This window comes from Cellulomonas oligotrophica (assembly GCF_013409875.1).
Classification (GTDB): Bacteria; Actinomycetota; Actinomycetes; order Actinomycetales; family Cellulomonadaceae; genus Cellulomonas; species Cellulomonas oligotrophica.
In genome coordinates this window covers 66263-86198 of record NZ_JACCBK010000001.1, presented here as the reverse complement: position 1 = coordinate 86198, position 19936 = coordinate 66263, and the positions used below count along the sequence as shown (strand labels likewise).

17 protein-coding genes and 1 rRNA gene are annotated in these 19936 nt (G+C 77.1%); 3 read left to right on the top strand and 15 right to left on the bottom strand.

Annotated elements, in window-relative coordinates; all coding sequences use genetic code 11:
• Positions 1-3: 3 nt before the first annotated feature.
• On the bottom strand, positions 4-729 hold the full coding sequence (locus tag BKA21_RS00370) for a helix-turn-helix transcriptional regulator (RefSeq protein WP_140459126.1): 726 nt from the start codon (positions 727-729) through the stop codon (positions 4-6).
• A gap of 135 nt (positions 730-864) precedes the next feature.
• On the bottom strand, positions 865-1524 hold the full coding sequence (locus BKA21_RS00365) for a tetratricopeptide repeat protein (RefSeq protein ID WP_140459127.1): 660 nt from the start codon (positions 1522-1524) through the stop codon (positions 865-867).
• 111 nt (positions 1525-1635) lie between these two features.
• On the opposite strand from BKA21_RS00365, the gene BKA21_RS00360 reads away from it, so the two are divergent.
• The 3 genes from BKA21_RS00360 (at position 1636) to BKA21_RS00350 (ending at position 4521) form a co-directional block, all read left to right on the top strand.
• On the top strand, positions 1636-2604 hold the full coding sequence (locus BKA21_RS00360) for an ABC transporter ATP-binding protein (RefSeq protein ID WP_140459128.1): 969 nt from the start codon (positions 1636-1638) through the stop codon (positions 2602-2604).
• Positions 2601-3392: an ABC transporter permease gene (locus tag BKA21_RS00355; RefSeq protein ID WP_140459129.1), complete on the top strand. Its 792-nt coding sequence runs from the start codon at positions 2601-2603 to the stop codon at positions 3390-3392. Before BKA21_RS00360 ends, BKA21_RS00355 begins: the two co-directional genes overlap by 4 nt.
• A 109-nt stretch (positions 3393-3501) precedes the next feature.
• Positions 3502-4521 carry a COX15/CtaA family protein gene (locus BKA21_RS00350; protein WP_140459130.1) on the top strand — a complete coding sequence of 340 codons (1020 nt, stop codon included), beginning with the start codon at positions 3502-3504 and terminating at the stop codon, positions 4519-4521.
• A gap of 19 nt (positions 4522-4540) precedes the next feature.
• On the opposite strand, the gene BKA21_RS00345 is transcribed toward BKA21_RS00350, so the two are convergent.
• The 13 genes from BKA21_RS00345 to rrf form a co-directional block, all read right to left on the bottom strand.
• Positions 4541-5164, bottom strand: a complete 624-nt coding sequence (locus BKA21_RS00345; protein ID WP_239072762.1) for an NUDIX domain-containing protein — start codon at positions 5162-5164, stop codon at positions 4541-4543.
• The gene (gene pyrG / locus BKA21_RS00340; RefSeq protein WP_140459131.1) at positions 5161-6828 is read right to left on the bottom strand and encodes a CTP synthase; all 1668 of its coding nucleotides are present in this window, start codon (positions 6826-6828) and stop codon (positions 5161-5163) included. Before pyrG ends, BKA21_RS00345 begins: the two co-directional genes overlap by 4 nt.
• A gap of 162 nt (positions 6829-6990) precedes the next feature.
• Positions 6991-8637 carry a murein biosynthesis integral membrane protein MurJ gene (murJ, locus tag BKA21_RS00335; protein WP_140459132.1) on the bottom strand — a complete coding sequence of 549 codons (1647 nt, stop codon included), beginning with the start codon at positions 8635-8637 and terminating at the stop codon, positions 6991-6993.
• Positions 8634-9557: a hypothetical protein gene (locus tag BKA21_RS00330; RefSeq protein ID WP_140459133.1), complete on the bottom strand. Its 924-nt coding sequence runs from the start codon at positions 9555-9557 to the stop codon at positions 8634-8636. The genes murJ and BKA21_RS00330 overlap by 4 nt, the downstream gene beginning before the upstream one ends.
• The gene (locus BKA21_RS00325; RefSeq protein ID WP_140459134.1) at positions 9554-10579 is read right to left on the bottom strand and encodes a copper transporter; all 1026 of its coding nucleotides are present in this window, start codon (positions 10577-10579) and stop codon (positions 9554-9556) included. The genes BKA21_RS00330 and BKA21_RS00325 overlap by 4 nt, the downstream gene beginning before the upstream one ends.
• 85 nt (positions 10580-10664) lie before the next feature.
• Positions 10665-11852, bottom strand: a complete 1188-nt coding sequence (gene steA / locus BKA21_RS00320; RefSeq protein ID WP_140459135.1) for a putative cytokinetic ring protein SteA — start codon at positions 11850-11852, stop codon at positions 10665-10667.
• A gap of 6 nt (positions 11853-11858) precedes the next feature.
• Complete coding sequence (gene recN / locus BKA21_RS00315; protein ID WP_140459136.1) at positions 11859-13586, bottom strand: DNA repair protein RecN; 1728 nt, start codon at positions 13584-13586, stop codon at positions 11859-11861.
• A complete protein-coding gene (locus BKA21_RS00310; protein ID WP_140459137.1) occupies positions 13583-14563 on the bottom strand; it encodes an NAD kinase in 981 nt (326 codons plus the stop codon). Before BKA21_RS00310 ends, recN begins: the two co-directional genes overlap by 4 nt.
• Complete coding sequence (locus BKA21_RS00305; protein ID WP_140459138.1) at positions 14560-15489, bottom strand: TlyA family RNA methyltransferase; 930 nt, start codon at positions 15487-15489, stop codon at positions 14560-14562. Before BKA21_RS00305 ends, BKA21_RS00310 begins: the two co-directional genes overlap by 4 nt.
• Before the next feature lie 58 nt (positions 15490-15547).
• Positions 15548-15754 carry a hypothetical protein gene (locus BKA21_RS00300; protein ID WP_140459139.1) on the bottom strand — a complete coding sequence of 69 codons (207 nt, stop codon included), beginning with the start codon at positions 15752-15754 and terminating at the stop codon, positions 15548-15550.
• Between the two features lie 166 nt (positions 15755-15920).
• Complete coding sequence (locus BKA21_RS00295) at positions 15921-16937, bottom strand: HAD-IIA family hydrolase (protein ID WP_140459140.1); 1017 nt, start codon at positions 16935-16937, stop codon at positions 15921-15923.
• Entirely contained in the window at positions 16934-17818 is an 885-nt protein-coding gene (locus BKA21_RS00290; protein ID WP_239072761.1) for a hypothetical protein, read from the bottom strand. The genes BKA21_RS00295 and BKA21_RS00290 overlap by 4 nt, the downstream gene beginning before the upstream one ends.
• A 1970-nt stretch (positions 17819-19788) precedes the next feature.
• Positions 19789-19905, bottom strand: a 5S ribosomal RNA gene (gene rrf / locus BKA21_RS00285).
• Positions 19906-19936: the final 31 nt, after the last annotated feature.

The window sequence follows — 19936 nt, the reverse complement described above, 5'->3', positions numbered from 1 at the left end:
GGTTCAGGTGGCCGACGCGCGGGGCGCGGCCTCGGGTGCCGGCGCGGTCGGCACGCTGGTGGTGCAGACGTGGCCACCGCCGGTCAGCGTCGCCAGGCGCTGGACGTGCACGCCCAGCAGCCGGCTGAAGGCCCGGGTCTCGGCCTCGCAGAGCTGCGGGAACTGCGCGGCGACCTCCTGCACCGGGCAGTGGCCCTGGCACAGCTGGACGGCCGACGCGCCGGGCACGGGACGGGCCGAGGCGGCGTAGCCCTCGTCCGCGAGCGCGCGGGCCAGCGCCTGCGCACGGGCGCCGACGTCGTCGCCTGCTGCGGCCACCGTGGCGGCGTGGCGCGTCTCGAGCTCGGCGACACGCTGCTCGGCGAACCGCTGGACGGCCTCGGGCCCGGCGGCGACCGCGAGGAAGCGCAGGGCGTCGGACGCGATCTCGGCGTACCGCTGCGAGAGGGCCGCCTGCCCCAGGGCCGTGACGACGAACCGGCGTGCGGGGCGGCCCCGCCCCCGCTGCCCGGCGGCGGCCTCGTGCGGGGCGATCTGGCCGGCCTGCTCGAGCGCGGCCAGGTGGCGACGCACGCCGGCGGCGCTGAGCTCGAGCGTCGAGGCGAGCTCGGCGGCGCTGACCGGACCGTCGGCCGTCACGATCTGCAGGACCCGGCGGCGGGTCCCGGCGTCGTGCTCGTCCCGGGCGTCGTCCACGGGCGGGACGACCACGGGTGCGGACCCGCTCATGCCACCTCCGCCGGTCGGGGACGACGACCGCATCCGGCCGTCTCGATATCGGCAACATCCTTGTTGCCGAAATCCATCCCCGCAAGCAAGGCGTACCTCAGTGACGGACGTCTCCGCGTCCGACCCGCCCGCCCGTCACCGCCCGGTGGACGCCGTCCGTCGCACGCCGAAGCCCGGACCCGCCGCCGCGGGGGTCCCCGTCTGGAGCGCGTGGGTCGCCGCCGCCAGCGCGAGACGGCTCGACTCGACCTGGTCCTCGGGGGCGCCGTCCCGCAGCCGCCGGTCCAGGGCCGCGCGGAACAGGGACACGGCCTCGGCCGGCCGGCCGGCGTCGAAGAGCACCTTGCCCTGCCCGTGGTCGGCGAACGCCATGACCGCCGAGCACTCGCGCACGAGACGCTCGTCCGCGCCCGGGGCGTGCAGGTGCGTGACCGTCGCGGTCCGGACCTGCTCGAGCACCCGCTCGGCGTCCACGTGCCGGCCGGCGTGGTGCAGCACCTGGGCGAGGCGCAGCAGCGGGCGCAGCGCCGAGACCGGCACGCCGCCCGGGCCGGACGCCAGCAGCGCCGCCATGCCGCCCGGGCCCCCGTGCCGCACGACGTCGTCCCACGCGAGGTCCTCCGCGGCGCGCAGCGCGCCCAGGATCCGCAGCCAGGCCACGCGCTCGCCGTCGCCCCGCTCGCCGAGCTCCTCCAGCTCCTCGACGCGCGCCCACGACGCACCCACGTCGTCGGGCCGCTCGCGCAGGCTCGTCGGGTCGATCGTGTACGTGGCCACCGCGTCCCCCGTCGTCACCGGTGCACCCGCACGTGCACCGGGACGATCCTGGCAGATCAGGACGCCGCGGACGAACCCCTCGCGCCCGTGACCGGCGTCGACACGCCCGACGACCTAGACTCGCCGATCGTGCCGCACTCCCCCGCCGTCGAGGTCGCCGGGCTCGTCAAGAGGTACGACGGGCGCACGGTCGTCGACGGCCTGGACCTGACCGCCGAGGCCGGTGCCGTGACGGCCGTGCTCGGCCCCAACGGCGCGGGGAAGACCACCACGGTGGAGTGCTGCGAGGGCCTGCGCCGGCCGGACGGGGGCACCGTCCGCGTCCTCGGCCTGGACCCGGTCGCGGACGCCGGCGTCCTGCGGCCCCGCGTCGGCGTGATGCTCCAGGACGGCGGGCTGCCCAGCGGCGCCCGGGCGCACGAGGTCCTCGCCCACGTCGCCCGGATGTACGCCTCCCCCGCCCCGCTGGCCCCGCTGGTCGAGCGGCTCGGCCTGGACGCGTTCGCCCGCACGACCGTGCGGCGCCTGTCCGGCGGCCAGCGCCAGCGCCTGGCGCTCGCCGTCGCCGTCGTCGGTCGCCCCCGCGTGCTGTTCCTCGACGAGCCGAGCGCGGGCATGGACCCGCACGCCCGCCGGGCCGTGTGGGAGCTCGTGCGCGAGCACCGCGACGCCGGGGTCGCGGTGGTGCTCACCACGCACCTCATGGAGGAGGCCGAAGGGCTCGCCGACCGCGTCGTCGTGGTCGACCACGGCCGGGTCGTCGCCCAGGGCACCGTCCCCGAGCTGCTGGCCGCCGGGCAGCCGGGGTCGCCCCACGTCGCCGACGGCTCGCCGGGCGCCGCCGTGCCGGGCCGGCTCCGGCTGCGCACCGCGACACCCGTCGTCGCCGCCGACCTGGCAGCCGCGCTCGGCGGCTCCCACGTCGTCGAGGAGCGGACCACGGGGTCGTACGAGCTCGTCGGACCCGTCACGCCCGAGACCGTCGCGCGGGCCACCGCGTGGCTCGCGCGGCACGGCGTCCAGCTCACGCAGCTGGACCTCGGGCGACGCACCCTCGAGGACGTCTTCCTCGAGCTGACCGGACGGAGCCTGCGATGAGCACCGCACCCACCGCGGCGGTCGCACCGCACGACGACGGTCCGCGCGCCGCACCGGCACGCGCCCGGGTGCTCGCCCAGGCCCGGTTCGAGACGCGGGCCATCCTGCGCAACGGCGAGCAGGTCCTCGTCACGGTCGTCATCCCGGTGCTGGCCCTCGTCGGGCTGACGCTCGGCACGTTCGTCGAGATCGGCACCGCCGGGCACCGCCGGGTCGACGCCCTGCTCCCCGGCGTCCTGGCGCTGGCCGTGATGACCGCCTCGTTCACGTCGCAGGCCATCGCGACGGCGTTCGACCGCCGCAACGGCGTCCTGCGGCTGCTCGCCACGACCCCGCTCGGTCCCCGCGGGCTGCTCGCCGGCAAGGTCCTCGGCGTGCTCGGCGTCGAGGTCGTGCAGGTGCTGCTGCTGTGCGCGGCGGCCGCGCTGCTCGGCTGGCGCGTCCCCGCCGCGGGCGTGCTGCCCGCCGCCGTGGCCGTCGTGCTCGGCACCGCCGCGTTCACGGCGCTGGCCCTGCTCGTGGCCGGGACGCTGCGCGCCGAGGCCGTGCTCGCGCTGGCCAACCTCCTGCTCCTGGTGCTCGCGCTCGGGGGCGGGGTGCTGGTGCCGGCCGACGCGCTGCCCGGCCCGCTCGGCGCGGTCGCACCCTGGCTCCCCTCGGGCGCCCTGGGCGACCTGCTGCGCGCCGCGCTGCTCGACGGGACGTTCGCGCCCGTCCCGGCCCTGGTCGCGCTGGGGTGGACCGTCGCGCTCGGTGCGCTCGCCGCCCGGACGTTCCGCTGGCAGTAGGCCCGAGCGCCGCCGGCAGCAGGCCGGAGCAGGCGACCACGACGCACGGTGGTCGGCGCGACGCCCGTGCCGGTGCGGGCGACGGGCCGTCGCGGCCTAGGCTGGGGCGGTGAGCACGACGACCGCCCCGCCCCCCGCCGCCCCGGTCCGCCGCCGCACCCGCTGGGCGCTGCGTGCCGTCGTCGCGAACCTCGTCGCGCAGATCGTCATCGTCGTCACCGGCGGCCTGGTGCGCCTGACCGGTTCGGGCCTGGGCTGCTCGACGTGGCCGGAGTGCGAGCCCGGCGAGTTCGCACCCGCCTTCCACGCGGAGATGTCGATCCACTCGTTCGTCGAGTTCGGCAACCGCACCCTCACGGGCGTGCTCGTCGTGGTCGCGGCGGCCACCCTGCTGCTCGCCGGTCTCGACCGGACCCGGTCAGTGCGCTACCGGGTGCTGGCGTTCGCACCGCTCGTCGGCGTCGTCGTGCAGGCTGTCGTCGGCGGCATCACCGTACTCGTCGAGCTGCACCCGGCCGTCGTCGGCTCGCACTTCCTGATCTCGATGGTCCTCGTCGCGGTGTCCGCGTGGCTGCTCGTGCGCACCCGGGAGGGCGACGGCGAGCCCGTCCCGGTGGTCGACCGCGGCACACGCGCGATGCTCGCGCCCCTCGGTGCGCTCACGGCCGTCGTCCTCGTCCTGGGCGTGGTCGTCACCGGCGCCGGGCCGCACTCCGGGGACGACGAGGTCGGGTACCGGTTCGCGGTCGACCCCGTCGCGGTGTCGCGCGCGCACGCGCTGGCCGTGTGGACGTTCCTCGCGCTGCTCGTCGTCGTCCTCGTCCGCGTGGTCCTGGCGGCACGGGCGGACACCCCGGGCGCCGCACGTGCGGCCCGTGCCGGCGGCTGGCTGCTCGTCCTCACGCTCGCCCAGGGCGGGATCGGCTACGTCCAGTACTTCACGGGGCTGCCGATCGCCCTGGTGAACCTGCACATGCTCGGCGCGGCGGCGCTGACCGCAGCTGTGGCGCTCTTCGTGGGGACGCTGCGCGTGCGCGGCCCGCTCGCTGCCGACCTGCACGCTGCCGACGGGCCCGCTGCCGACCGGCCCGGCGCCGGGACCACCCCGGTCCGGCCGGCGACCGCCTGACCCGACCGGGCACCCGGGCTCAGGCGCGCGTCGCCGCGCCGAGGGTCGACCAGCCCCGCGCGCGGGCGGCGGCGGCGGCCAGCACGCCGACGACCGTCGACGGCGACCGGAGCCGGCCGCCGAGCACCGCCTCGACGGCGTCGTCGAGCGGCACCCAGCGGGGCACCATGCCCGCCTCCTCCTCGGTGCGCGCGTGCCGGTGGGCCTCGGGGACCGCGCTGAGGTCCCGGGCGAGGAACACCACGACGCGCTCGTCCGTCGCGCCCGGGGAGCTGCAGAACTCCGTCAGCGTCCACCAGCGGGCCGCCTGGAGGTCCGCCTCCTCGGCGAGCTCGCGCGCGGCGGCGACGACGAGGTCCTCGTCGGGCACGTCCCGCAGCCCGGCCGGCAGCTCCCAGAGCTCGTGCCGCACGGGGTGCCGGTACTGCTGGAGCAGCAGCACCCGGTCCTGCGCGTCGAGGGCGACCACGGCGACCGCCCCGGGGTGCGCGACGTACTCGCGCACCACGTCGCCGTCGTCCAGCCGCACGGTGTCCTGCACGAGGTCGAAGATCCGACCCGCGTGCAGGACCCGGTGCTCGACGACCTCCCGCGAGCGCGGGGAGTCGCCGAGCACCGGCCCGCCGCCGGCGGTCGTGCTCACGCGCCGGCCCGGCGGGCCAGCGCGGCGCCCACGAGCCCGGCGAACAGCGGGTGCGCCCGCGTGGGGCGGGACTTGAACTCGGGGTGCGCCTGCGTGGCCACGTAGTACGGGTGCACCTCGCGCGGCAGCTCGACGAACTCGACCAGCGAGGTGTCCGGGGACACGCCGGAGATGACCAGGCCGGCGTCCTCGAGCTTGTCGCGGTACGCGTTGTTCACCTCGTAGCGGTGCCGGTGCCGCTCGGAGACCCGCTCGGTGCCGTAGACCTCGGCCACGACCGAGCCGGGCGCGAGGCGGGCGTCGTACGCACCCAGGCGCATGGTCCCGCCGAGGTCGCCGCCGCCGTCGACGATGGCGAGCTGCTCGTCCATCGTCGCGATGACCGCGTCGCCCGTGCCCGGGTCGAACTCGGACGACGACGCGCCCTCGAGGCCGACGACGTTGCGGGCGTACTCGATGACCATGCACTGCAGGCCGAGGCACAGCCCGAGGGTCGGGACCTGCTGCTCGCGGGCCCAGCGCAGCGCCCCGAGCTTGCCCTCGATGCCGCGCACCCCGAACCCGCCGGGCACGAGCACGGCGTCGACGCCGCCGAGCGCCTCCTGGGCGCCCTGCGGGGTCTGGCAGTCGTCCGAGCGCACCCAGCGGATCGTGACCTTGGCGTCGTGGTGGAAGCCGCCGGCCCGCAGCGCCTCCGTCACGGACAGGTAGGCGTCGGGCAGGTCGATGTACTTGCCGACGAGCGCGATCTCGAGCTGGTGCGCGGGCTCGTGCACGCGCCGCAGCAGGTCCTCCCAGCCGCTCCAGTCGACGTCGCGGAACGGCAGGCCGAGGCGCTGGACGACGTACGCGTCGAGGCCCTCGGCGTGCAGCACGCGCGGGATGTCGTAGATGCTCGGGGCGTCCTTCGCGGTGACGACGCCCTGCTGGTCGACGTCGCACATGAGCGCGATCTTGCGCTTGGTGGCCTCGGGCACGTCCCGGTCGGCGCGCAGCACGATCGCGTCGGGCTGGATGCCGATGCTGCGCAGCGCCGCCACGGAGTGCTGGGTCGGCTTGGTCTTGAGCTCGCCGGACGGGCCGATGTACGGCACCAGCGACACGTGCAGGAAGAACACGTTGTCGCGGCCGAGGTCGTGGCGGACCTGGCGGGCGGCCTCGAGGAACGGCTGGGACTCGATGTCGCCGACGGTCCCGCCGATCTCGGTGATGACGACGTCGACGTCGTCCCCGGCCTGCGAGCGCATGCGGGCCTTGATCTCGTCCGTGATGTGCGGGATCACCTGGACCGTGTCGCCGAGGTACTCCCCGCGCCGCTCCTTGGCGATCACGTGCGAGTACACCTGGCCGGTCGTGACGTTCGCCGAGCCGACGAGGTCGACGTCGAGGAACCGCTCGTAGTGGCCGACGTCGAGGTCCGTCTCGGCGCCGTCCTCGGTGACGAAGACCTCACCGTGCTGGAACGGGTTCATCGTGCCCGGGTCGACGTTGAGGTACGGGTCGAGCTTCTGCATCGTGACCCGCAGGCCGCGGGACCGCAGAAGCCGACCGAGGCTGCTGGCCGTCAGGCCCTTGCCGAGAGAGGAGGCGACGCCCCCCGTGACGAAGATGTGCCGGGTCAGGGAGTCCGACCGCCCGGAGAGTCGGTACGCGCGCTCTGTCACGGGCTTCCACCCTACCGGACGCACGGCCGGGACCCGGGACGCCACGTCCCGTGCCTCCGCGGGACGGCCGCCCCGGCGCGCCGCCGGGTGGTCGGGTCGGCGCGTCGAGGCGTGGTCGGGCCGCGCCCGGCCGGACGGTCGGTGACCTCCAGGGCCCCGGGGTCAGCGCCCGGCGGGCGCCGACGGGCCGGCCGCCGGCGCGCCGGCCGACGACCCGCCGGCGGCGACGGCCTGCAGCGTGGAGCGGTCGGCCAGCACGACGGCGGCGGCCACCACCGCAGCGGCCACGACCGCTCCTCCTGCGGCCGCCCCGGTCGCGCTGACGGCGCCGTGCCCCGTGAGGTCGAGGACGGTCCCGGCGACCCACCGCCCGAGCGGTGCGCCGAGCGCCGCGCCGGCGACGCTCACCACGACGGTGCGGGGCAGGCCGGCGAGCGCCGCACCGCCCACGGCACGCCGCAGGGCCATGACGGCGGCGACGGCGCCGGCCGCCATGCCGACCGTGGTGGCCTGGCCGAGCGCGGCCAGGACGCCGTCCGCGTCCGCCCGCGCGACGAGGACGACGGCCGTGAGCGCGACGACGAGCCACCCGCACGCGTTCACCGCCACCGCCGACCGGGAGCGCTCGAGGGCGTAGAGCGTGCGGGAGACGTGGAAGAGCACGGCGAGCCCGACGACGCCGGGCGCCATCCAGTCGAGCGTCGAGCCCATGGCGCCGACGACGCCGGGCTGCTCGGCGAACGCGGCGAAGACCGTGGCCACGGCCGGCCCCCCGGCGAGGACCGCAGCGGCACCGAGCACGGCTGCGGCGAGCACCGCGCGCGTGGTCACGGCCGAGAGCGCGGCGAGGCGCGTGCGGTCCGCGGCCGCGACGTGGGCGGCGATCCGCGGGAACGTCGAGGTCGCCAGGGGGACGACGAGCACCGCGTACGGCAGCAGGTACACCTGCTGGGCGTACAGGAACGCCGTGTAGCCCTGCCCCTCGCCCGGCAGCCGGGAGTTCGCGAGCGCCCAGACGACCGCGACGGACAGCTGCTGGGCGGCGACGGCGCCCACCCCGGCGAGCGCCAGGGCACGGAACCGCGGACCGGTGCCGGCAGGGAAGCGCCAGGTCGGGCGCAGCCGCACGCCGAGCCGCCGCACGGGTACGAGCATCGGCAGGCACATGGCCGCGACACCCGCCGTCGTGCCCCACGCGAGCACGTCGACTGCTCCCGCGGGCAGGCCGGTCGGGTCGCGGACCTCACCGTCGGCCATGACCCCGTACACCGTGTAGGCGGTGATGACGACGAGGGAGTTGAGCACGGGCGCGAACGCGGGCCAGAAGAACCGGTGGTGCGCCTGCAGGACGCCGTACAGCAGCACCGCGACGCCGTAGAGGGGCACCTGGACGGAGAACACCAGGACGAGGTACCGGACCATCGCAGCGGTCGCGGGGTCGTCCGTCGCGACGTCGGCGACGACGCCGGACGCGAGCGCGAGCAGCACGCCGACGGGCACGAGCACGGTCAGGGCCCAGCCGAGCGCCGCCGACGTGATCCGCGACACCTGCTCGCGGTCGGCGCCGGCCACCGGCCCCGCGAGCAGGGGGACCACCGCGCCGGCGAGCGCCCCGCCGGCGGCGGCCTCGAAGAGGATGTTCGGCAGCACGTTCGCCGCGTTGTAGGCGTCGGCGATCTCGTCGGCGCCGACGGTCCCCGACTGCACCAGGAGCCGCACGAGGCCCAGGACGCGGCTGACCACCGTGACGACGGCGATCAGGGCCGCCGCCCCGAGCAGCCCCTGCACGGCCCGCCCGGGGCGCCTCATGCCGGGTCGTGCGTGCCGGCGGGCTCCTCGCCGACGGGGTCGGTCGGCCCGGCACCGGGCACGTGCGCGGGCCGACGGCCCCACGCGTCGAGCTCGCGCAGGCCCGGGGTGCGTGCGATGACCTGCGTGAAGCTGATCCGCTCGCTCGCGAGGGTCAGCGCGACCACGGCCGCGAGCGCGGCGAGACGGACCCGCCGGGGGGCCCCGAGCACCAGGGCGGTGCCGACCGCGGCACCGAGGGCGTTGGCACCGCCGTCGCCGAGCATGTCGGTCTCGTCGAGGTCCTGCTCGATCGCCCCGGTGCCCGCGCCGAGGACCGCTGCGGCGACACCGCCGCCGCGCGTGGCGACGAGCGGCGCCACGAGCAGGGCCGAGGCCTTCAGGGCGCGGCCCGGTCGCAGGTCGAGCAGGTTGAGCAGGTTCGCGGTGCCGGCCACGAGCGCCCCGGAGGTGAGCACGTCGGCGGCGCGCAGCGTCCGTGGCGCCCGCGCGGCGGACGTGCGGTCACGGTCGGGCGCGACGGCGGCGGCCAGCAGGGCGGTCGCGCCGATGCCGAGGACCTTGAGCGCGCCCGTCGTCAGCCTGCCCTCCCGGAGCGCGCCGAGGTGCCCCCGCAGGCCCTTGGCGCGCGTGCTCGTGTCCTCGCCGAGGTCGTCGACGAGCCCGAACGTCGCGGCACCGGTCACGGCGACACCCGTCGCCGCGGCGGCCCGCCACGACCCCGCACCCACGAGGGACCCGGCCAGCAGCCCTGCGGCGACCGCCGGGCCCTCGAGCATGCTCACGGGCTCGCCACGGTGGTTCGTGCGCACCCACACGTGCGCGCCACCCGGCGGCTGGGCGTCCAGCGCGCCGCGCGTGACGCCGGTCGCGACGGCGGCGGCGACGCCCGCGAGGAGCCGACGGGTCGGCCCGCTCACTGGTCGCCCTGCGTCGCCTCGCCCTGCTCGGTGCCGGCACCCTCGACGCTGCGGTCCACGGGCGCCAGCTCGACGGCGGGCGGCAGCACGGTGAGGTCGTCGCCGTAGCCGTGGTGCCCGGTCTCGCCGGCGATGTCCGCGGCGAGCGCGAGGGGGACGAGCACCTGACCGACGACCTGGTCGACCCGCTGGACCGTCGTCACCGTGCCGGCGAGGTCCCCGCCGATCACAGCGGTCGTCAGGCTGTCCGCGGTCCGCGGGCCGTCGGCGAGCACGACGCCCTCCGTGAGGCGGGCCGCCGCGTCGAGCACGGCGAGCTGCGCCGAGACGCCCTCCGTGGCGGTCTCCGCGGCCGGCGACTCCTCGTCCGGCACCACGGGGTCGGCGGCGAGCACGACGAGCGCGTCGGCGGGAGCACCCGCGTCGCCCTGCACGGTGAGGAGCGGCTCGTCGCCGGTCGCGAGCAGGTCGAGCAGGGCGGCGGCGTCCGCCGAGGGGGCGTCGGGGTCGGCGGGGTCCGCCACCGACAGCGCCTCGACCAGGGCGTCGGCGAGCACGGCCTCGGTCCCGGCGTCCTGGGCCGGCGGCTCCGCGAGCAGGTCCACGAGCGGGCTGGCGAGCGCGTCGCGGAACGTCTGCGCGTCCGGGTCGGTCCAGGCAGGGGCGAGCGTCACGACGGTCGTCACGTCGGCGCCCGCCTGCGCGAGCCGGTCGTCGATCGCGGTCAGCCGCTCCTCGGGCACCTCGCCGAGGACGACGACCGCGACGCGACGCTCGGGCAGCGCGCCGACGAGCATCCGCTCGCCCGACGCGTCGGCGAACGCGTTGGACGCCGCCAGGTCGTTCTCCGTGGCGTCGAGGGCGGCGCGCAGCTCGTCCTTCTCGACGCGCAGCACCTCGACCTGGCCGGTGAGGGTCTCCCCGATGGTCTCCTCCAGCGGACCGGCGCCGAGGGCGATGCCGACCGCGAGCGCGAGGAACACGGAGATCAGGGAGACGAGGTGGTACCGGAAGTCGATCACAGGGGGCGCTCTCGGTCGGACGCGCCCCGGGGGGCGCACGGGCAGGCGGACGTGAGGGCCGGCGCGGCCGGCCCGGGGCGGAGGGTCATGGCGCGCCGCTCAGCAGCGAGCGCACCCACGAGACCATGTCGTCGATGCGGGCGCCGGTGAGCCCGAGCAGCGTCTGCCCGGCGGCGGTCGACGCCAGCGCCACACCGAGGGCGAAGAGCCCGGCGAGGACGAGCAGCGTGAGCTGGAGGTTCGAGATCCGGTGCTGGTACAGCCGGGAGACGCCCTTGGCGTCGATGAGCTTGCCGCCGACGCGCAGACGGGTCAGGAAGGTGCTGGCCATGCCGGCCCGCCCCTTGTCGAGGAACTCGACCAGCGTGGCGTGCGTGCCCACGGCGACGATGAGCTCGGCGCCCTTGTCGTCGGCGAGGAGCATCGCCACGTCCTCGCTCGTGCCCGTGGCGGGGAACACCACGTGGGGGACGCCGAGCTGCTCGACGCGCGCCAGGCCGGGGGCGCGGCCGTCCCGGTACGCGTGCACGACGATCTCCGCCCCGCACCGCAGCGAGCGGTCCGAGACGGAGTCCATGTCGCCGACGATCATGTCGGGCCGCCAGCCGGCGTCGAGGATCGCGTCCGCTCCCCCGTCGACGCCGATGAGCACCGGACGGTACTCACGGATGTACGACCGGAGCGTGACCAGGTCCTCCTTGTAGTGGTACCCGCGCACCACGATGAGCACCTGCCGGCCGTCGATGACGGTGTCGATGTCGGGGACCCCGACACCGTCGAGGAGCAGGTCCCGCTCCCGCCGCAGGTAGTCCATCGTGTTGGCGGCGAAGGACTCGAGCTGGACCGAGAGCCCGGCGCGGGCCTCCTCCATCGTGGCCGCGACGGACTCGGGCGTCTGCAGCACGCCCTCGGCGACGAGCGTCTCGCCGTCGTAGACCGCACCGTCGACGACCCGCAGCACGTGGCCCTCGGGCACGGTCATCACGTCGGGTCCCAGGTCGTCGACGAGGGGCACGCCCGCGGTCACCAGGATCTCGGGCCCGAGGTTCGGGTACCGGCCGGACGTCGACCGGGCCGCGTTCAGCACCGCGGCGGGCTGGCACGCGACCAGCGCCTCCGCGGACACCCGGTCGAGGTCGAGGTGGTCGACGACGGCGACGTCACCGGGCCGCAGGCGCTTGGTGAGCGCCTTGGTCCGGGGGTCGACGCGGGCGGTGCCGGCCAGCCCGGCACCGGTGGGGACGGACGCGCGTCTGCGCAGGGAGACTCTCATCGTGGGTCATCGTCCCACGGACTGGGCCAGCAGCTCCGCCGCGTGGGCCCGCGCGGTCGCCGAGCCGTCCTGGCCCGACAGCATCCGGGCCAGCTCACGCACGCGGTCCTCGCCGGTCACGGCCCGCACGTCGGACTCGGTGACGACGTCGACGCCGTCCGCGACCGACTTCGTCACCACGAGGTGCTGGTCCGCGAACGCCGCGACCTGCGCCAGGTGCGTCACCACCACGACCTGCGCGGTCCGGGCCAGCCGGGACAGGCGCCGGCCGACCTCGGTCGCCGCGCGCCCGCCGACCCCCGCGTCGACCTCGTCGAAGACGAAGGTCCCGGGCACGTGCGACCCCTCGGCCGTGGCCAGCGCCACCTCCAGCGCGAGCATGACGCGGGACAGCTCGCCGCCGGACGCGCCGCGGCCGAGCGGGCGTGCCGGCGCCCCCGCGTGCGGGACGAGCAGCATCTCGACGGCGTCGGCGCCGGACGGACCGGGCTCGTCGGCCGGTCGCACGTCCACCGTGAGGCTCGCCCCGGCCATCGCCAGGCCCGCGAGCTCGTCGGTGACGGCACGCGCGAGCTCGCCGGCCGCGCGGCTGCGGGCCCCGGTGATCCGTGCCGCGAGGTCCTCGACGCGGGCGTCGAGCGCGACGAGGCGCTCGCGCAGCGCCGCGATCCGCTCGTCGCCCCCCTCGAGGTCGAGGAGCCGCTCGGCGGCGGACGTCGCCCACGCGAGCACCGCGTCGACGTCGGCGCCGTACGTCCGGGTGAGCGTGCCCAGCTCCGCGCGACGCCGCTGGACGGCGTCGAGGCGGGCGGGGTCGGCCTGCAGGTCCTGCACGTACGCGGACAGCTCCGTGGCGACGTCCGCGAGCAGGTAGCCCGCCTCGGCCGCGCGGACCGCGAGCGCCGCGAGCGCGGGGTCGTGCGCACCGCCGTGCTCGAGCTGGCGGCGCGCCTCGTCGACGAGCGCCGCGGCGGACACGGTGTCCGTGGCGTCCTCGTCGCCGACCAGCGCGGTGTGCGCGCCGGCTGCGGCGGCGCGCAGGTCCTCGGCGTGCCCGAGCCGGTCCGCCTCCTCGGCGAGCGCGACGTCCTCGCCGGGCTGCGGCGCGACCCGGTCGACCTCCGCGAGCCCGAGCCGGAGCAGCTCGGCCTCCCGGGCGCGGTCCTGCGCGCGGGAGACCAGCCCGTCGAGCTCGTCGCGCACCTGCGCCCGCTCGGCCCATGCGGCCCGGTGCTCGGCGAGCGTCACGGCGTGGTCGGTGCCGGCGAACGCGTCGAGCGCGGCCCGCTGCCGCGACGGCGACCGCAGCCGCATCTGCTCGGCCTGGCCGTGCACCGTCACGAGCTCGTCCGCGATCTCGGCCAGCACACCCTGGGGCACGGACCGGCCCCCGAGGAACGCCCGCGACCGGCCCGACTGCTCCGACGTGCTCGCGGTGACGGTCCGCAGCACCACGAGGGTCCCGTCGTCGTCGACCTCCGCGCCCGCCTCCCGGGCCCGCTCGAGCGCAGGTGCGTCGTCGGGGACCGCGAGACGTCCCTCGACCGCGGCCGACGGCGCGCCGGTGCGGACGGTGGCGGGGTCCGCCCGCCCGCCCAGCAGCAGCGACAGGGCCGTGAGGACCATCGTCTTGCCGGCCCCGGTCTCGCCGGTGAGCACGGTCAGGCCCGGCGCCAGGCGCACCTGGGCGCGTCCGATGACGCCGAGGTCGTCGATCCGGATCTCCTCGATCACCGCTCGCCACCGTCCTCTCGTCCGTCATGCGTCTGCGGGCCGGGGTGGGGCCCGCCGTGCTGCGTCGCGTCGCCGCGCGTCGCGTCGTCGCGTCGTGCGTCGTGGCGCGGGTCGGCTCGAGGTGGGTCGTCCGTGCTGCCGCGCCACCCGACGACCGGCAGGTCGAACTTGTGCACGAGGCGGGTCACGAACGGCGCCGGGTTGAGCCGGGCGAAACGCACCGGCGTCCCGCTGACCTGCACCTCCACCCGAGCGCCGCGCGGCACGGAGAGCTGGCGTCGACCGTCGCACGTCAGGACCGACGCGGACGGGGAACGGTCGACGACCTCGACGGCGAGGGTGCTCGCACGCCCGAGCACGAGCGGCCGCGCGAAGAGCGCGTGCGCCGCGAGCGGCACGAGGATCATCGCGTCCACGTCGGGCCACACCACCGGACCGCCCGCGGAGAAGGCGTGCGCCGTCGAGCCCGTCGAGGACGCCGCCACGACGCCGTCGCAGCCGAACGCGGACAGCGGTCGCCCGTCGACCTCGAGGACGACCTCGATCATGCGGGCGGGGTCCGTCTTCTCCAGCGCGGCCTCGTTGAGCGCCCAGCCGGTGCGGACCGGGCCGTCGGGGTCGATGACGCGCACGTCCAGCGTCGCGCGCTCCTCCACGACGTAGTCGCCGGCGGCCAGGCGCTGGACGGCGGTGCCGACGTCGGCCGGCTCGATCTCGGCGAGGAAGCCGACGTGGCCGAGGTTGACCCCGAGGAGGGGCACGTCGGTCCCGCGCGTCAGCTCGGCGGCGCGCAGCAGCGTCCCGTCCCCCCCGAGCACGATCGCGAGCTCGAAGTCGGGCAGCGGCTCGCGCGGGCCGTCGGGCGACGCCACCACGGCCTCGACACCGGCGGCACGCAGCGCATCGACCACGGTCTCGTACGCCTCCTGCGCCTCGGGGCGCCCGGTGTGACGCACCACCAGCGCACGGCGCGTCACGACCGGCCCGCCCGGGAGACCGTCGCGCGCGCCCGGCGGGGTCGACCGTGCCCGACGTCGCGGCTGCCCTCGCGGGCGGCCGCGACCGCCGCCTCGATCATGCCGGGCACCGGTGACGTGGGCGTGCCGGCGTCGCCGGTCACGTCGGCGGCCGGCGAGGGGCCGGTCGTGACCGGCGGTCCGGGCGCGCGCAGCAGCAGCACGAACTCGACGTTGCCGTGCACGCCGGGCAGCGCGCTGACCTGCACGTCGCGCACGGTCGCGCCACGGGCGGCCGCGTCGGCGCAGACGTCGGCCACCGCCCGGCGCCACAGCTCGGGATCACGCACGACACCCTGCGGCCCGAGCCGCTCCCGTCCGACCTCGAACTGCGGCTTGACCAGCAGCACGAGGTCCGCCCCGGGCGCGCAGACGTCGAGGAGGGCGCCGAGGACCAGACGCAACGAGATGAACGACAGGTCACCCACGACGAGGTCGGGCGCGGGGTCCACGTCACCGGCGCGCAGGGACCGCGCGTTGACGCCCTCGCGGACCTCGACGCGGGCGTCCGCGCGCAGGCGCGGGACCATCTGGTCGTGCCCGACGTCGACGGCCACGACGTGCGCGGCCCCCCGTCGCAGCAGCACGTCCGTGAACCCGCCCGTGCTGGCGCCGACGTCCAGGCACCGCCGGCCCGCCGGGGAGACCCCGTGCGCCACGAACGACTCGAGGGCGACGTCGAGCTTGTGCGCCGCGCGCGAGGCGTACCCGGGGTCCTCGGTGTCGGCGACGACCTCCAGGACCTCCTCCGGGCCGACCGCTGCGGACGGACGACGGGCGGGGGTCGCGGCGACGCGGACCCGCCCCTCGGCGACCAGGCGGGCGGCGTGCGCCCGCGAGCGGGCCAGACCACGACGGACCAGCTCGACGTCCAGGCGGGCGCTCACGCGGACCCGACCGGCGCCGGCGTGCACGTCGGCGGGCGCTGCGCCGACGGCGCGGGCGTCATCCCTCGGCGTCCGCGAGGCGGTCCTGGAGCGCGCCGTGCACGGCCTCGAAGACGCTGAGCTGCTCGCGCAGCGGCAGCTGGTCGACGTCGACGACCGCCAGCAGGGCCTCGTCGACGGCGCTGTCACCCGTGCCCGGGCCGGCCGGTCCTGCCGTCCGGTACGGCTCGGTCGACCCTGCCGTGCTCGTGGGGGCCTCGCTCACGCGCTCCTCCGTCCGTCGTTCGCCTGGGCACGGTCGTCACCGACCGGCCGGTGTGCCGCGACCACGCTACCTGCCCGTCCGGACGTGGGCGGCGCGCCACCCACAGCGCGCCGCGCCGTCATGACGCGGGCACGTCAGGACGCGGGTACGTCAGGACGCGGGTACGTCAGGACGCGGGCAGGTCAGGAACCGTCGCGGGGTCGACCGGGGATCCGGCGTCCGCCGAGGCCCACGCGGCTGCGCACGCGGCACGCACGAGGTCCACCGGGTCCTCGCCGCCGCCGCGGAGCTCGAGACCTCCGTCGACGACGCGCGCCGCCGCACCGCGGCACACCCACCATCCCGCGTCGGGAGCCGGGACCGGGTGCGGCACGAGCAGCGCGAGGAGGTCGGCGCCGATGAGGTGCGGGCGCTCGCCCGGCGCCGCCAGCACGTCGTCGCGTGCGCTCGAGACGCCGGTCAGCACGTGCAGACCGACCATGCCGCCGGAGCGCGCGCCCGCGAGGTCGGTGTCGAGCCGGTCGCCGACGACGAGCGGGCGCTGCGCCCCGGCCCGCTCGACGGCGAGCCGGTACATAGTCGGCGCGGGCTTGCCGGCCGAGGCCGGCTGCACCCCGGTGGCCGCCACGACCGCGCCGACCAGCGACCCGTTGCCCGGGGCGTACCCCCGCGCCGTGGGCAGGCTCAGGTCCAGGTTCGAGGCCACGTGCCACGCCCCCCGCTGGACCGCGTAGGCGGCCTCGGCGAGCTGGGCCCAGCCCAGCTCGGGGGCGAAGCCCTGCACGACGGCGACGGGCTCGTCGTCCGCAGAGGCCACGATCTCGTACCCCTTGGCACGCACCGCGGTCGACAGGCCGGCGCCGCCGACGACGAGCACGCGCTCCCCCGGGGCGACCCGGGTGGCGAGGAGCTCGGCGGCGGCCTGCGCGGCGGTCATCACCTCGTCGCGCGACGTCGGGATGCGCAGCCCCGTGAGCTGCTCGGCCACGGCCTCGGGCTCGCGGGAGGCGTTGTTGGTGACGAACACCAGCCGCATCCCGCGGGCCCGTGCCTCCGCCAGCCCCTCAGCCGCCCCGTCGATGGGCTCGTGCCCCCGGTAGGCCACGCCGTCGAGGTCGACGAGCGCGAGGTCGAACTCCTCCGCGGGCGCCAGCCCGGTCCCGATCAGCCCTGCACCGCTCACGCGTCCCCGTCCTTCGTCTGCTCGTCCGCCGCCGTCGCCTCGTCCGCCGCCGTCGCTTCGTCCGCACCGCTACCGGCCGGCGCGTCCTCCGGCCCGTCCGTGGCCCCGGGCACCGGGTCGCTCGCGTCCTGCTCGTCGTCCTCGTCGGCCGCGGCGTCGAGGTTGCCCTCGTCGGCCGCGGCGTCGAGGTTGCCCTCGTCGAGGGCGTCGAGCGCAGCGCCGTCGTCGAGGTCCGCGTCCTTCGCGACGTCCGCAACGTCGGCGTCCTCGGCGTCCTCGGCGTCCTCGGCGTCCTCGGCGTCCTCGGCGTCCTCGGCGTCCTCGGCGAGGTCGTACACGACGACCTCGTCCTCCTCCTCGGGCAGGACCCCGGCGGCCTCGTCGAGCTGCTCCTCGGTGTAGCGCGCGAGCTCGGCGGCGGCCTCCTCGCCACGCCCTGCCGCCTCCAGCGCAGCGGACCGCGCCTGGGCGACCCGCACCGCGAGCACACCGCGCGCCGCCCGGACCTCGGGGGTCGACAGGACGGCCACCGCCGCCTCCGGCTCGGCGAGGTCGAGGCGGGCGCCGCTGACGACGATCGCCAGCTCGATGCGGGCCTCGGCGTCGAGTGTGGTGGCCTCCGGCTCCTGCGCGAGCGCCAGCGCACGCTCGGGGCGCCCCAGCCCACGCTCGGCGTCGGCCATCACGGCCAGGTGCTCGGAGGACCCGTTGAGGCGGCGGACCGTGCGCAGCTCGCGGAGCGCCTCCGCCCAGCGCCCGGTGCGGTACGCCGCAAGACCGGCGGCCTCGCGCACGACGTCGACACGACCCGCCCGGCGGACCGCGGCCTGCGCGTGCTCGTAGGCGCGCTCGGGGTCGACGTCGAGCAGCCGCCCGACCATGACCAGGTGACGGCCGACCTGCTCCGCGTTGGACTTGCTCAGGGTGCGCAGCGGCCCCCGGGCGGCCCGGTCGAGGTCGGAGAAGGTGACCTCCTCGGGGATCTCCGGCTCCGCCGCGCGCGGACCGTCGTCGTTCGTGGCTCGCGGGCGGTGCGCGCCGGGGTCGCGGTCGCCCCGCGCCCCACCTCGGCCACCGCCGTCGCGAGCGCCGTAGCCACCGTCACGGCGGTCCGTCGCCCCGCGCTCACCGGCTGCAGGACGCGCCGCGCCCCATCGGCCGGGACCCCGCTCGTCGGGCCCGGAGCCCGACGGACGCTCTCCGCGGACGTCCCGGGCAGGGCTCGCCCACCCGCCGCGCGGCTGGGCGCCGGCAGCGCTCCCGCGCGCGTCAGAGGGCCGGTCCGCGGCCCACGGCCGCCGGTCGCTGCCGGACTCCCGGCGGTCGCCGCCGGCCGGCCTGCGGTCCGCCGTGGCCGGTCGGTCGCCCCACGCCGCGGGCCGGTCGGTCGAGGGACGCCGGGCGTCGGCACGCTCCTGCGACGACCAGCCGGTCCCACCACCGGTCGACGGACGCGTCCCGCGGTCCTGCTCCCGGCTCGGGGCCGACCGGTCGAGCCGGCCCTGCGGACGTGCGTCGGAGCGGCCGGTCACGCGGTCAGGCCGCCCACCCGTGGCGCGTGTCGACCGGTCCCAGGCGCCGGACCGTCCGCGCGCGTCGTCTCGACCGCCTGCCGGCGAACGCGTCCCCGGCCGCTCGTCTCCGCCCCGGCGGTCCGCACCGTCGCGCGACCACCCGGCACGGGCTGCCCCGGACGCGGCAGCACCGCGCCCGCGATCCCCCCCGCCGCCGGCAGGGCCCGATCGGGGTGCACCGCCGCGGGTGCCGTCGGCAGGCCGGGACGCCCCGCGGCCCGTGGTCGGACGTCGGTCGCCGCCACGCGTGTCTCCCCACCGGTCGCTGGAGGGACGTCCACCGCCCCGTGCGTCCTGCGGCCGCTCGGACCAGGGACCGCCGCGCGACGGTCGACGGTCGACGGTCCGCTCGCCACGTGCGGCACGCTCGTCGGCCTCGCGCCCGGCGCCCGCACCTCCGCGGGCGGGCCCGTCGGACGACCGGACGCCGCGTCCGCGCGCGTCCCCGCCCCGGTCCTCCCAGGGGCGGGACGTCGTCGGGCGCCGCTCACCCGCGACCGCCCCCCGCGGTGCACGGGAGGGCTGACCCGAGCTGACCCGCGACCCGTCGCCAGCACCGGCCCAGCCGCCACGCTCCGGGCGCGACGGTGACCAGCCCCTCTGAGCCGCACGGGTACCGCCTCCGTCACCACCCCGTCGGTCGCCCGACCACGCGCCGCTGCGAGAACCGGTCGCCCGGTCGTCGTCCGCGCGCCTGTCGGGACGCTGGTCCCCCCGCGCCGCGCGGCCGCGATCGTCCCCTGCGCCCTGCCACCCGCCCGACCCGGATCCCCGCTCGGACCCGCGGACCGGGCCGCGACCCGCGACCCCACGGCCGCCGCCGGGCGCCGAACCCCCACCACGCGACGACCCGCCGGTGCCCGCACGACGCTCCTGCCCGCCGCGGTCGCTCCACGAAGGCGCGGCACCGCGCTCGGCCGGAGCGCTGCCACCGCGGGGGCCGCCGCTCGCACGGTCGTTGCCGCGCGAGCCGCCCGAGGACCGCCCGCCGCCGGCACCGCCCGACGCACGCGTGCCCCACCGGTCTGCCTGGCGCCCCCCGCCACCCGCGCCGTCCGTGCCGCGTGAGCTGTGCGGGCGGTTCCCGCGGTTGTCGTCGCTGTTCATGTGTGCTCCTCGTCCTGCGTCTGCAGCCATGCTCTCATCCGCGCGACCGTGGGGCGCAGAAGCAGGTGCGGTCTGATCCGAACAGGCCCCGACACACGCCACACACGCGCGTCAACCGGCCCAACGCAGAAAGGCCCACCCGCGAACGGGTGGGCCTTCCTGGAAAAATTGTCCGGCGGCGTCCTACTCTCCCACACCCTGGCGGGTGCAGTACCATCGGCGCTGAAGGGCTTAGCTTCCGGGTTCGGAATGGGACCGGGCGTTTCCCCTTCGCTATGACCGCCGTAACACTGTCGAGCTCACCCAGGCAATGAAGCC

Bases quoted from the DNA above. Each gene is read 5' to 3' on its own strand.
- BKA21_RS00290 (WP_239072761.1), bottom strand. From the start codon at position 17,818: ATGGTCGGGCGGCTGCTCGACGTCGACCCCGAGCGCGCCTACGAGCAC.
- BKA21_RS00370 (WP_140459126.1), bottom strand. From the start codon at position 729: ATGAGCGGGTCCGCACCCGTGGTCGTCCCGCCCGTGGACGACGCCCGG.
- BKA21_RS00355 (WP_140459129.1), top strand. From the start codon at position 2,601: ATGAGCACCGCACCCACCGCGGCGGTCGCACCGCACGACGACGGTCCG.
- murJ (WP_140459132.1), bottom strand. From the start codon at position 8,637: ATGAGGCGCCCCGGGCGGGCCGTGCAGGGGCTGCTCGGGGCGGCGGCC.
- steA (WP_140459135.1), bottom strand. From the start codon at position 11,852: ATGAGAGTCTCCCTGCGCAGACGCGCGTCCGTCCCCACCGGTGCCGGG.